The sequence below is a fragment of the Portibacter lacus genome (genome assembly GCF_021533215.1).
Lineage (GTDB): Bacteria > Bacteroidota > Bacteroidia > Chitinophagales > Saprospiraceae > Portibacter > Portibacter lacus.
Map to the genome: position 1 here is coordinate 374010 of NZ_JAJNKA010000002.1, position 14060 is coordinate 388069.

11 protein-coding genes and 1 pseudogene are annotated in these 14060 nt (G+C 38.4%); 3 read left to right on the forward strand and 9 right to left on the reverse strand.

Features of this window, described 5'->3' with window-relative positions:
* Positions 1-245: 245 nt before the first annotated feature.
* A complete protein-coding gene (gene ligA / locus L2586_RS04030; RefSeq protein ID WP_235291504.1) occupies positions 246-2351 on the forward strand; it encodes an NAD-dependent DNA ligase LigA in 2106 nt (701 codons plus the stop codon).
* Between the two features lie 177 nt (positions 2352-2528).
* Here ligA and L2586_RS04035 read toward each other — a convergent pair whose 3' ends face one another.
* Positions 2529-2678, reverse strand: coding sequence for a four helix bundle protein (locus L2586_RS04035; RefSeq protein WP_235291505.1), 150 nt, complete (start codon positions 2676-2678; stop codon positions 2529-2531).
* Between the two features lie 213 nt (positions 2679-2891).
* Positions 2892-3053, reverse strand: a pseudogene (locus L2586_RS04040) (four helix bundle protein); the annotation flags it as partial.
* Between the two features lie 164 nt (positions 3054-3217).
* On the opposite strand from L2586_RS04040, the gene L2586_RS04045 reads away from it, so the two are divergent.
* Complete coding sequence (locus L2586_RS04045) at positions 3218-3901, forward strand: M15 family metallopeptidase (protein ID WP_235291506.1); 684 nt, start codon at positions 3218-3220, stop codon at positions 3899-3901.
* Positions 3902-3985: 84 nt separating this feature from the next.
* A complete protein-coding gene (locus L2586_RS04050; RefSeq protein WP_235291507.1) occupies positions 3986-4954 on the forward strand; it encodes an AAA family ATPase in 969 nt (322 codons plus the stop codon).
* Between the two features lie 272 nt (positions 4955-5226).
* Here L2586_RS04050 and L2586_RS04055 read toward each other — a convergent pair whose 3' ends face one another.
* From L2586_RS04055 to L2586_RS04085, 7 genes are read right to left on the reverse strand one after another with little or no spacing between them, the layout of a single operon-like run.
* Positions 5227-6513, reverse strand: coding sequence for a sensor histidine kinase (locus L2586_RS04055; RefSeq protein WP_235291508.1), 1287 nt, complete (start codon positions 6511-6513; stop codon positions 5227-5229).
* A complete protein-coding gene (locus L2586_RS04060) occupies positions 6497-7864 on the reverse strand; it encodes a sigma-54-dependent transcriptional regulator (protein WP_235291509.1) in 1368 nt (455 codons plus the stop codon). Before L2586_RS04060 ends, L2586_RS04055 begins: the two co-directional genes overlap by 17 nt.
* Before the next feature lie 14 nt (positions 7865-7878).
* On the reverse strand, positions 7879-9048 hold the full coding sequence (locus tag L2586_RS04065; RefSeq protein ID WP_235291510.1) for an ABC transporter permease: 1170 nt from the start codon (positions 9046-9048) through the stop codon (positions 7879-7881).
* Positions 9045-10379 (reverse strand): ABC transporter permease, encoded by a 1335-nt coding sequence (locus L2586_RS04070; RefSeq protein WP_235291511.1) that lies wholly within the window; start codon positions 10377-10379, stop codon positions 9045-9047. The genes L2586_RS04065 and L2586_RS04070 overlap by 4 nt, the downstream gene beginning before the upstream one ends.
* Before the next feature lie 18 nt (positions 10380-10397).
* Positions 10398-11066, reverse strand: a complete 669-nt coding sequence (locus L2586_RS04075) for an ABC transporter ATP-binding protein (protein WP_235291512.1) — start codon at positions 11064-11066, stop codon at positions 10398-10400.
* A 2-nt stretch (positions 11067-11068) separates the two neighbouring features.
* Positions 11069-12529, reverse strand: coding sequence for a TolC family protein (locus L2586_RS04080; RefSeq protein ID WP_235291513.1), 1461 nt, complete (start codon positions 12527-12529; stop codon positions 11069-11071).
* A complete protein-coding gene (locus L2586_RS04085; RefSeq protein ID WP_235291514.1) occupies positions 12529-13782 on the reverse strand; it encodes an efflux RND transporter periplasmic adaptor subunit in 1254 nt (417 codons plus the stop codon). The genes L2586_RS04080 and L2586_RS04085 overlap by 1 nt, the downstream gene beginning before the upstream one ends.
* Between the last annotated feature and the right edge of the window lie 278 nt (positions 13783-14060).

A 14060-nucleotide genomic window follows, 5' to 3' on the forward strand; every position in this document is an offset into this window, starting at 1 on the left:
ACGATATAGATGGACTTAAAATGTCATTAGCCAAAAGCCTTCTGAATCATCATCTTATCTTAAAAATCTCTTGAATTAGCTCTGCTAGTCCTGCTAAATTTTTAATTCTAAGCTGATAATCCATATGGCTCCTGATAAAATTCCTTATCCATTCTTCACGTAGTTTTTAGGTTTTCCGAATTGCAAGCCCTCCGAAGTAAGCTATCTCATAAGTATTTCTTAATTTTCCCGCAAAATAGATTTACATGTATTCGGACGCAGAAAAAAAAGCCTTATTTAACCTTACTCAAGAACTGCTCAAAAAAGAGCCTGGAGTAGACCAACTGGATTCTTTAATTCAAGTGCTTCACTTTCACGAATGGAATTATTCGATCCAAAACAATCCCTTGATCTCTGATTTCGAATACGATACCTTATATAAATCTTTAGAGAAAATAGAGGCTGCAAATCCGTTATTAGTAAGACCAGACAGCCCTACACAGCGTGTTTCCACTGATCTAAAATCAGACTTCCCGAAAGTAACTCACCTTGTTCCTATGCTTTCTCTAGGGAATTCATACAATGCTGAAGATTTAATCGATTTTGATAGACAAGTTCGAAAATTGACTGGGTTATCAGAAGAAGATTCCATCGAATATACGGTCGAACCAAAGTTTGATGGCGGCAGCATCGCTATCGTTTATGAAAATGATTTATTGACCAGAGCCGCAACGAGAGGAAATGGCCAAGAAGGTGAAGAAATGACTGCTAATGCGAAAGCAATGTCAACTTTGCCGTTAAGAGCGGCCTTTTCGAAGTTAGGCATCCAGAAAGCTGAACTCAGAGGAGAATCCTTAATTAGAAAAGATATATTCTTACAGTTAAACAAAGACCGAGAAGAATTAGGCGAATCTATATTTGCCAATCCTAGAAATGCAGCAACAGGCGGATTAAGGACTAAAGATGCGAACCAGACAGCTGATCGAAAAATCGAAACTTTTATTTTTCAAATTGGCTATGCCATAAATAAAGAAGGGAGGGACATGATTCCTGAACTCGGCACGCATATGAATAGCCTGGACAAACTCACTTCTCTGGGATTCAAAATACCTCAAGCGGAAAGAAAATTATGCAAAAATATTGATGAGGCAATCGCTTTCTGTGCGCATTGGCAGGAAGTTCGGGAGGAGTATCCCTATGAAATCGATGGAATGGTCGTCAAGGTGAATAGCTTCGAACTTCAAGAGAAATGTGGTTATACACAGCATCATCCACGATGGGCAATTGCCTATAAATTCAAAGCGAAGCAAGCCACTTCGAAACTAGAACGTGTAGAATATCAAGTGGGAAAAATCGGGGCTGTTACCCCTGTTGCTAAAATTACACCTGTTGCATTAGCTGGAGTGACCGTTTCCTCCATTTCTCTTCATAATGCAGATTTTATAAGCTCCAAAGATCTTCGAATAGGTGACACGGTTCTAGTTGAAAGAGCTGGAGATGTTATTCCATATATCGTAAAGTCGTTTCCCGAATTACGAGATGGCAGTGAAAAAAAGGTGATTTATCCAACTCATTGTCCAGTTTGCCAGCATCCCTTGGTTCGAATCGAGGATGAGGCGGCTTGGAGATGTGTTAATTTTTCATGCGAAGCTCAAGTAATCCAACGAATGATTCACCACGTCTCGAAAGATGCCATGAATATAGATGGTTTCGGGGCCTCATATGTGGAGCGCTTTCATGAACTTGGATGGTTAAAGGATGTCTCAGACATTTACAATCTGGATTATGAGGCGATTGCTGAGCTAGAAGGTTTCGGTGAGCGATCTGCGCAAAAATTGAAAGCAGCTGTTGAAAAAGCAAAAAGCAACCCTATTCATAGGTTATTAAATAGTTTAGCGATTCACCACCTTGGACGAAAAGCTTCTAAAGTTATTGCAGAGCATATCGCTCATGTAATGAATCTAAAGACATGGACAGTGGAAGAATTGACCAATATTAAAGATATTGGACCTGTAGTTGCTGAAAATCTTACTGCTTTCTTTTCTGACGAGGTCAATGTTAACATGCTGGAACGAATGGAATCTTATGGAGTCAATCTGCATCAAACAGAAGAGGACAAGCCTCGCGAAATCAAAGAGGATGCTCCATTGGCTGGCAAGACCATTTTATTTACTGGAGCATTACAGTTAATGAATCGGAAGGAAGCTCAGTTAATGGCAGAAGAGGCTGGTGCGAAAAATATCAGTGCGGTAAGTTCTAACCTGGATATATTAGTAGTCGGTGAAAAAGCGGGATCGAAGTTGAAGAAAGCGGAGGCTTTAGGTACGGTTGCGATCTGGAGCGAGGAGGAGTTTTTGGAGAAAACTCGCTAAGCTCGTTTTTTCAAGTCAAGAGTCGGGAAGTCAGGAGTCGGGAAGAAGCCCAAAGTCGGAAGTCCGAAGTCAGGGAGTCGAAAGAAGTCCGAAGTCTGAAGTCAAGACTTTAGACTCAAGACTAACGACTCAGGACTCTGGACTTCAGACTCAATACTCACGACTCACACAAAGCGACTAAGAAAACTTCTTCGGGTTACTCATCATATATTTTAAGATAATACCGACCTCTTCGCTTTGTTTCTTAAGTAGGAGGAAGTCATCTTTATCAATATACTTACATCCAAATGCAAAATCTAACCATGACTGGGTTTCAGTATTTTCCATTGCAGAATCACTAAGTTTAGCTATAAAGTGTTTTGGGTATCTTCTTTATACCACTTCTGTTTTAGTGTGTTGTATAAATATTTATGAATTAATGGCTAGTATTTAAGGCGAAAAGCGCAGTAATAGCCATAGCTATTGCGAGTATTTTCAACGAAGAATACTGGCCATAAAACATAAATATATGCGACATATTGAAGCAGAAATGGTATCACTATAGCTCTCAGCTAGATTTGCACATACTGACCTTGAAGATCTTCGAATCTGATCAGTCAAGGAGTAAATCTCTTCTCTTGGAAATTTTTTAGACAATTCAAAAATCCTCATCGCAAGTTTGTATGCATTTTGATAAGCTATAAGTTCATTGTACTTTCCCATTTTATTAATATTTACCTTTATTAGTGTAAAAAATGTAGAAAGTGTTACAAACAAAAAAAATTAACTTTCGTCTTTAGATTCCAGACTTCTGACTTCAGACTTCGGACTTCAGACTTCAGACTCAAGACTCAAGACTCAAGACTTAACATAACAATAAAAAAACAATGAAATATATACTCCCCCTCCTTTACTTAATCATCATAATTTCATGCAAACAATCAAGTCCTGCTGTAACAATTCCTAATGAAGCTGTCAAACCGGAAGTAAGCGAAAACATTGACCTAGAAGAAGAAAGTAAAGAGCTTGAATATCCAGGGTGGATCGAATTTCCTGAAAATAATATGCAACATCTAGACATTCGATATGCGACGAAAAACAATTTTGTGAAAGAGCAAATGTATGAATGTGGGAAGTGCTACCTCCGAGAAGAAGCTGGCGAAGCTCTAAAAAAAGTTGCTAAATCCTTAGCGCAAATTGACCATAAACTAGTGCTTTTCGATTGCTATCGACCGAAACCTGTCCAGCAAAAACTATGGGATAAGGTTCCGAATGCTAGTTATGTAACCCCACCTCATAAAGGCTCTATGCATAATCGAGGAGCAGCGGTAGATCTTAGTATTATGGATGCGGATGGAAATTATCTGGATATGGGAACGGAATATGATTTCTTCGGGAAGGAAGCGCATACAGATAATTTTGACCTGCCTGCAAATGTTCTTAAAAATCGAAAATTATTGAAAGATTTAATGGTAAAATATGGTTTCAAAGGCATAAGAACCGAGTGGTGGCATTTTTCATTCGTCGATGGAAGTTATGAAATTGCCGATTGGGAGTGGGAATGTTTTTAGTATGTCAATGGATAAGCATATATTGCGAAACATTTTCGGGATTTAGCTCGTTAAAAGAACTCATTCAAGAATCAAAACGTAAAAATGGCATTAGAATTTAAGTCGGAAGTAGAGGCAGTAGACCACTTGAAACAGTCATATGGTAAATTAACTGATGAAATAGGGAAGGTGATTATTGGGCAGAAAGAAGTAGTGAAAGCTGTGATCATTTCATTGTTTAGTAATGGACATAGTTTGCTAGTCGGTGTACCAGGATTAGCGAAAACACTTTTAGTAAGTACGATTGCTGAAGTGTTAGAGTTAGAATTCAAGCGTATTCAGTTTACGCCAGATTTAATGCCTTCTGATATTACGGGATCTGAAGTGCTGGGTGATGATAGAAAATTCAAATTTAATCACGGACCATTATTTTCGAACATCGTTCTTGCGGATGAGATTAACAGAACACCTCCGAAAACGCAAGCTGCCCTGCTAGAGGCCATGCAAGAAAGATCTGTGACGGTGGGTGGAGTTAGGCACTTATTGCCGAAGCCGTTTTTCGTACTTGCAACACAGAATCCAATAGAACAAGAAGGAACATACCCATTGCCAGAAGCACAACTGGATAGATTTATGTTTAATATTCCACTTGATTATCCTTCTTATGAAGAAGAACTTCAAGTCGTAAAATCTACAACTTCTAATCAGAATATCAACTTAAAAAACATTGTCACTTCTGAGGAAATTATCTTCTTCCAGAATTTGATCAGAAAGATACCTATTACAGATAATGTACTAGAATATGCGGTAGGCTTAGTAGGAAAAACGAGACCTGGTGGACCAAGAGCAACAGCAGAAGTTAACAATTACATTTCATGGGGTGCAGGACCTCGAGCATCTCAGTACTTAGTACTTGGAGCTAAATGTCATGCTGCTATTAATGGAAAATATTCTCCAGACATTTCAGATATTCAAGCGATCGCAAATTATGTATTAAGACATAGAATCGTGAGAAACTACAAAGCTGAAGCGGAAGGTATTTCAGAGGAAGATATTATCAAGGGACTTCTTTAAGGAAAGTTTTTTGTTTTTTGCTTTTAGGCTAATAAGACATAGAAAAAGAATTCTATTTCCCTTAATAAAATTAAGATATCATAATAGACTCGTAAGCCGTGTCTTGCACATGCGGAAAAGCTAGGACTGCGAAGCTATTATGAAGTAAAATACTGTTCCACTTAGCTTTAATATCTCGGGCTAAATCCCAAGGTCGTATGGAGGATAGTGTCGAAATTCTCCAGCTGAAGCTCAAGGATTTTTTTGTTTCTAGAGATAGATGAACTAAAGTTCTAAAATCCAATTTCGAACTTCGTCCAACCATCATCATCTGTATACAATCTATACTCCGCTTTATGATTATTCAGAATATCTCTGATCAACATCAGTCCGATACCTTGACCTGTAGGCTTCGTTGAGAAAAAGGGTGAGAAGATATGCTCGGCTACATCTTCACTAATTCCCGCTCCATTATCAGCAATCGTCAATTGTGGCTTTTCAGGCTTTGTTGTGACCCTAATCATTCCATCTGAATCTATAGATTCTATAGCATTCTTGAGAATATTACTTATCACTTGCTCCAGTTGGATCTTGTCCGCTGAAATTATAATAGGTTCTGGGAAGGTCCGAATATCAAATGCTATCATTCGCTTCTGAGCACTTAAATTCATATAATCCACTTGCTTGTTCAGCAGTTGGTTAATGTCAATTTTCGACAATAATGGTTGTGGCAACCTGATAAACTCTGCGAAATTATTAGTGAATCTTCCAAGATCTTTATTTCGTTCGATGGCAATTCCCAAATACTTCTCTAATTCTGACTCTTCTTCCTCTGGAAATCCATATTCTTTCACACTTTCCAATATCGAATTCACCGCGCCCATGGAATTATTGACCTCGTGCGACATCATTCTAATCACCTTGCCATAAGCTTGTTTCTCTGCCTGCAGCAATTCACCAGTCATCTCTTCTATCATTACAAACTGGCGAGGAAAACCCTTATGAACCAGTTGGTGCACTTTGCATTTATATTTTCGAAGGCCATCTATTGCGATCACTTTCTCCTCGAAAGACGCCATTTCTGAAATTGCCAAAGCCAACGGACTTGATATTTCATCTATCCGCAATCCAAGTAACTCATCGCTCTCTAAAAACTGTTTTGCTTGTCGATTCGCAATTACTATCTCTTTCTCATAATCTAAAATCAACATGCCTAGTGGAGAATTTTCGATCAGATCTTCCAGAAAATAGGATTGTTCTTCTGTCCTGGTTTTCTCCTTTCGCAATCGTTCGATCATAGAATTATAGACCACGATCAGGTCGTCCATTTCCTTGGTTCCGGTAGGATTGAATTTGATTGTAAAATCTTCTTCAAGCATGGTGTCTTTACCAGACTTGATGAGTCGAAAGGGTTGCAATATCGTCCTGAGCAACTTAAAACTCACATAAAGTGAAATGAGAATCATCAATTCCCCGAAAAGAAAAATCCACTTATCATCTTGAAATAATTCATACATCAACACTGTAATCACAGTATGCAATAAAACTATTAAAATGATGTATCTAATTCTGAGACTCATGTGGAATATTATACTTTTCCAATCGCCGATAAAGTGAACTCCTCGTAATTCCAAGTGATCTAGCTGCCTTGCTGATGTTGTCTTCATGAAAAGCAAGCGCTTGCTTGATCATATGTTCTTCCATTTCATCGAGCTTCACCAGTCCTACTTCAGGAATTTTAATCATCGACGAACCTTGCCCACTCTTCTCCAAATTCTTAAAATCTTTCACCGAAATTACCTTTTTATCAAAGTTTAAAAGAATCGCACGCTCAACTTTATTTTTTAATTCTCGAATATTACCTGGATAGTTTTGCGCACTCAACCAATCCATTGTTTCTGATTCGAAAATAGGCACTTCCGTATTGTAAAGATGTGACATTTTTCCAGCAAAATGCTTAACCAGTGATGGAATGTCAGATCTCCTCTGATTCAACGATGGAATGTATAAGGTAATCAGGTTTATTCTATAGAACAAATCCTCCCTGAAAGACCGATCGAAGACCATATTTTGCAAGTCCTTGTTCGTAGCGCTGATTACTCTAAAATCAGACTTAACTGGCTGACTAGAACCTAAGACTTCGAAGGACTTCTCTTGCAATACGCGGAGTAGTTTGACCTGATGATCTAATTCCAATTCTCCGATTTCATCGAGAAAAATAGTTCCACTATGGGCTTTCGCAAATCTACCTTCCCGATCCACTGCCGCCCCTGTGAACGCACCCTTTTTATGACCAAACATCTCAGACTCAAACAAGGAACCAGAGATTCCACCTAAATTGACCTTAACGAAAACATTGTCCCTTCTCTTACTCTTTCTATGAATCGCTTCCGCAAGCAGTTCCTTTCCTGTTCCGCTTTCTCCAAGGATCAAAACTGAGGCCTCAGTGGGTGCCACTCGTTCTGCCATTTCGAGCACTTCCAGAAATGCTTCATCTTGCCCGATAATAGAATATTCGTCTTCCTCTAATTTCCCTATTGAAACTTTCGGATCATAAATATGAATGATCGATTCAATGGCACTGATCATTTGCTTGTTGTCCCAGGGCTTGGCAATAAAATCTTTCGCACCGAGCTTCATTCCTTCCACCGCTAACTGAACAGTTGCCCAGCCAGTCATCAAAATAATCAATGCTGCTGGGTTCTGTTCTCGGATTTTCTTTAATAGTGCAAGTCCCTGACGGCCCGTTGTTTCTATCGTGAAATTCATATCCAACAAAATCACATGCGGGTTAAAAGCAGCTAGCTTTTCCGGTACATCCGTAGGATAATGAACCACTTCTACCTCGTATCCTTTCTTCCCCAGCAAAAACTGAAGGCTCTGGCATACGGTTCGATCATCGTCTATAACAAGAATTTTATACTTACTCATCTGGGGCAAATTTACTAATCTTCATGTAAAGCTGTAGCGGGCTGAATTTTAGATGCTTGAGCACTTGGGTACAAAGCACATATTACTACAATGGTCAAAATAATTAAAGCGGAATAAAACATTGACCTATAAAAAATATTAGGTGGAATATCTATCAACTTCAGCAAAGGTACTTGAACCGCGAAGAAAACTCCAACTAAAACTGCTAGTAAAGTTAATATTAGTACTTCACCTGTAAATTGGGAAGCGATCCCTACTCTACTTGCACCAAGAGCCCTCCTTAAGCCAATCTCAGACCTCCGATTATTAATATTATACCATAAAACACCGAATAACCCAAGTGCAACATTAATACATAGAAATCCACTTATAGAAAGTAAAGCAATCATCGGAACCCATGTCTGACGATTATTTCTTCGCTCCATTGCTTTAAGATCTTGTATAACAAAACTGGAACTTTTCGTAATGCTTTCTACCATTTTACTCACTTCTTCTTCAAAAGACTTCGGCGTATTTTCAGCTACTTTAAGGTAAATAATCTCAGAGTTCTCTGAGGTATAGGGCTGATAAAAGAAGCAAGTTTCCTGCAATTCTTCGAAAACTCCATTATATCTATAATCATCTATTATCCCTATTATTTTTTTATCACCACCAAAAGGTATGATAGAATCAATCATCGACTTATCAGGAAAGTACTGATCAATAAAAAATTGATTCACAATAATCGGTTCATATGTAGCTGTTTTATCTGTTTCATCAAACCATCGACCATCTGTAACATTTATATTCATGGTTTTCTCAAAGTTAATATCCGCATACAAAAACCTACTTCTCATTTCGAAACCCAAATCATCGTAACTAGATGACCAAGTATTATAACTATAGGGTGCTATCGGATTACTAAACGCAACATCCTCTACATTTTCTAGTGATTGCAAATCATTTTTCAAATTAATTCTCATCTGCGCATTTGCAGTAGAATCCATGTCTTTATCATTTCGATCTAAAAATACAAGCCATCGATTCTCCGTATCAAATCCTGTAGGAACTTCCAGCCGGTCTGTATTATAAATTACGTAACTCAATACAGCAAACAGGACTAAAAATGAAAGAAATATCTCAACGATCAATAAGCTATTGTTACCCTTCTTATTCCAGATCAATTTAATTATATGGCGGATCATAATTTGTTACTTTTTAAGGCATTAACAATGTGAATTTTCGACATTCTGTAGGCAGGTAAAAAGCCTGAAAGGACGCCGAAAAGGATGACGACAATAAAACTATAAATGAAGAATTTGTAATTAATGGTCAATCTTAAAAACTCTAACAAATTGGCACTATTAATAAAATAAATCAGCACAACAGCTAGTCCAAGTCCGATGGTTCCACCAATTATGGTCAACACCACATTCTCAAAAATAAATTGACCTAAAATATTTCCCTTACTCGCTCCGAATGCCTTTCTCACGCCTATTTCAGACGATCGCTCCATAATCCGGCTAACATTTAAGTTGATCAAATTCAAAGTAGGCAGTAGAACAAATAATGAAATGAATCCAATAAGAATCCAACTTAGTATTCGACCTGCTTTCTTCGGTTCGTTAAACGGGACTAGGTTTCTTGAGAAGGCTTGAAACATGGTTCCTGTTTTATCCTTAAGTAAAAGCTTATTGTAGTCTTCGATAACGTCCATGGGAATTTCATTCTCTTTGTTTTCAATTTCGTCCTGAAGATTAGTAACGTCGGACTTAGAATTCGCTAGAAAATAGGCGCGGTAACCACCAGTATAGCGATCTACTGGGCCTAAATAATCTGGAAGTAAAGTAGTAGGTGCCCAGACATCTCCGTCAATCATGGAGCTTCTTGGCTTCTTCACCACACCGATTATTTTATGATTTTTTCCATCCATCTTTATCTCCCGACCAACAATGTTGCTCATTTCACCAAAATATTTTTCAGCAAGTTGATCAGTGATTACTGCGATAGGCTCTGCTCGCTCATACATCCCTTTATCATAACCCTGTCCTTCTAAGAATTCGAAATCAAAAATTTCCCAATAATGAGCATCAGTATAAAAGGCGTCAAGAACAATTTTAGAGTTATTCACATAAGCATTATAGGATACACCAGGAATATAAAAAGTATAATTTTCAGCGTACTTCAAGTCCGTAAAATAGTTTTCTAGGAACCGTCCACCTATTGAACTTATCGTCGTGGAATTACTTGATTCCCCGATCGATTTCGTTGTATCATATTTCATTGCTCCATCCACTAGCATAGAATCAATCAAGAATGTTGTATCAGCAACCATAGCTTTCATTTCTATGGTACCAAATGAAACCATTCGATCTCTATTCGTCCACGGCTTGTCCGTGCCTAATTCCGTCTGGAGAAAGGATACAATGACCATCAGAATACCCAAGGTAAAACTGATTCCAAACAAGCTTATGAAAGTGAAAAACTTTTTCCGACCCAGAACGCGCCAAGCAAGAATGATATAATTTTTTAACATTGTTTCTGGTTTATTAGGTTATTTAATCTGACTTCCATCATACAATCTCATTAATCGGTGCGTTCTTCGAGCCATATTCTCATCGTGCGTAACCATAACAATGGTTGTTCCTCCTTCTTTATTCAGGTTAAGTAAAATATCCATCACTTCATTTCCCATCACGCTATCCAGATTACCTGTCGGCTCATCGGCGAGTATAATCTCTGGTTTCCCTACGATGGCTCGGGCAATAGCAACACGTTGTTTCTGTCCACCTGAAAGTTGGTTCGGAAAGTGGTTCATTCTATTCTTCAGCCCTACAGATTCTAATGCTTCCTCACTCAGGCGTCTTCTTTCTTTTGCAGAAACATGTTTGCGATATAATAAAGGCAATTCTACATTGTCGATCACTTTCAAGTCAGGAATCAAGTGAAAACTTTGGAAAATAAACCCAAGCTTTTCATTTCTGAAGTGAGAAGTGGCTTTCGAAGCATATTTCTGAACTTGCTTTCCAGCAATAGTAACCGCGCCATCTGATGGCTCATCTAGTAAGCCGATAATGTTCAGCAGGGTAGATTTTCCACACCCTGAAGGTCCCATAATACTTAAGAATTCCCCTTTAGGAACTTCAAGATTGATATTATTTAAAGCAGTTGTTTCGATGGTTTTAGTCCGGTAAACTTTGGACACTTGGTCTAATGATATCATGATTAGTAAGTTATTTTTTGATTGTTAGCAAAGTCGAAGCCAGTCATTAATCGCAACGCATAATAGCTGTTCCAATAATTACTGAGCGTCTGAATATAGTTACGTCTGGTTTGATCTTTTTCTCTTTGTGCTAGTGTCCAGTCTGTGATGCTGATTGCACCTAGGACATATCTTTCATTAGCAATATTAAAGCGTTTTTCGGCAAGGGTTCTGATGGCTTCTTGGTCTTTCACAGCTCGCTGAAGCATACTGAATTCTCTTACTTTTAGGCGAACACTATTCTCCATTTCAGCTGTTTCTTGCTTTATGGAGGCCAATGTATTTTCATGTACAATTTGCGCCTGCATTCTACTTGATTTTCTTTTCCCCCAATCCACGATGGGCACTGAAAATGTTAAACTTAGTTGCTGCTCAGTGAATGGACCACGATATATTTCTGAAACGGATTCAGCACCTCGAGCGAGTCCAAAACTTGCGAATAAATTGGCTTGTGGTCCTGTCGCCGCTTTGACTTGAGCGATATTTCTTTCTGCTTCTAACAATTGGCGTTGGTAAGAAATGATTTCTGGTCTGTTTTTCATTGCCATCTCTACAGCCTTGTCTTCGTCAATTAATATTTCCGACATCGGATCAGGAATTGAATAGCTAAGTCCAGGACCAGCTTTCTCACTCAGGAAAGTCCACAGATTGCGTTCTGCTGCTTGGAGTTGGTAATCTGCGCTTCTTAAATTAACCTTCGCATTTTCTAGCTCAATTTCGAGTTGAAGTTTTTCGTCTTTGGAGATCTTTCCTAGCTCGAGTCGTTCTTCAGCTATTTTAATTAGCCGCTCATTCACTTCTGTGTTGAGCTTAGAAATCTTCCGATCCTCTTCGGCAATTAAGACTTGAAAATATAGGAAGTTAGCTTGAAACTGCGTGTTTTCAATATCGAAGGTATATTGCACATTAGCTTCTTTCAATGTTACTGGAGCAAGTTGCTTATTCCACTTCATTTGATTAAAACCGAAAATCGGCTGGCTGATCCCAATTCTAAGAGGGACGCCGTTGTATAATCGGTTGTTAAAAGTAAAATCATCAAATCGCTGAATATTTGATTGCACGAAAAGCGTCGCTCCTGTAAGTGGAATGCTCTGCTGTGCAAAAAGAGAAAGGCTTGCATTATTCTGAGAAACCCGCTGAAATTCTATCGTTCCATTCGGCTGAGTAATCGCTGACGATGAGCTAAAGAATCCTGGTATTTTCCCATCTAGAAATAATGCAGGTTTAAGTGAGGATTTAAAAATGGCATAATCCTGCTTGGCGATCTGCTTTTGTTGATCGGCATTCGTAGAAGCGAAAGTACTTTTTCTAGCTATACGTAGTACTTCTTCTAGGTCAATGTTGGACTGAGCTTCGGCATGAAAATTAAGAAACATGCTCAGAAAAAACAATACTACAAAAGTGTATTTAATCATCTTCCTCATCATTTCTTGTTTATCTTGAACTCATTCAAATGATCATAATCTTCCGTTTCTGATATGATTACACGTTGGCCTTCCCTTATATTAGGGCTCGTGATTTCTACATAGTCAGAATTGGAAAGACCCTTCGTAATTCTTGTTTTCACAGCGCGGTCACCATCGATTACGAATACATCAAGACTCGTTGCCCCGTTAAATGCTGCACCATTCTTAACTCTAAGCGTATTGGATTTTTGATCGGTGATAAGGAATACTTCCGCGCGCATATTCGGTCGAAGAATTTCATCGCTGTTGTCATCTAATTCCACGATAAACTTAACCGTGTTATTTTCTACCGCTGGAAGGACACTGCTTATCGTTCCAGTTAACGTGCTTCTGTTGATTCTCACATTTACCGGCATCCCCACATTAATTTTCTCTGTATTTCGATCTGATGTGCTTGCTTCGATGACATAACTATTCAGATCCGCAATTCTCACTAGCGGTTCTCCTTGACTTACTGTTCTTCCTACATCTTCTAGTATCCACGTAATCACTCCATCAAGAGGAGCTCGAACTTCAGTTTCATTAAGTTTTCTCTTAAGTTCTTGCAACCTTTTTTGCTGGATGGTAAATTCAAGTTCAAGGTTTCTTTTCTCCTTAACATTCGCATTTCGAGTATAATCTAGGTTGTTTTCTAGCATCAATTTTTCTATTTCTGCCACTTCTAGTTTCAACTTCGCTTGTTCTAATTCTTCGTCTGTTGCACCGCCGATTTCTACTAATCGTTCTTGATCTTTTACTTGAGCTCGGAGTTGGCTTAAGGTTAGTGCTTTTATCTGATCCGTATAATCTAGATCTTTTAGGTCTTTGTCATATTGTAGATTGAGCTTACCAATATTATTTTCCTTTAGTTCGAGTTCATCTTTCAGCCGTTCGTATTCTAGTTTGGTAAATTCTTGATCGAGGTTCATGATGAGCTGACCGCTTTTCACCACAGTTCCTTTAGGCAGGATTACATTTTTAATCTCGGTATTTACTGGAGCGTTGATTTCTCTTTCGTAAGATGGTTTCACAATTCCGGTAGCGGTCAATGTGTTCTGGATATCTCCTTTTTCTACCACAGAAATGAAAAAATCATTCATTGTGCCTGTTCTTCGAAGTGCATTTCGACCAAAATAAAATGCTGCCCCAAGAATGGCAATAATGATCACATACTTTAAGATGTTCCAAATTTGGGAACGTCCTCTTTCTTTGCTTGCAATTTCTCTATCCATAGTAAGGTTTTCGTTTTTTAGGTCAATGTTTTAATAATTCTACGTCCTGTATACTATAATGCCAATGCATGTGCCAAGAAATATTCTATTGATTTATAGAGAATTAAATATATTATAAATAAATATATTGTCCGTTTTCGAACAGGTGGTGTGCGGAATGCTCTAAGGTAAGTCTCGCACTGATGTATGAGGTCCTATAATATTTTAACTCGGTAGTCAAACCAGTTGTGATTGCGTGTCCTTAGCCTTCGATGAAGCTTCGACTTTCGTCCGAGAAT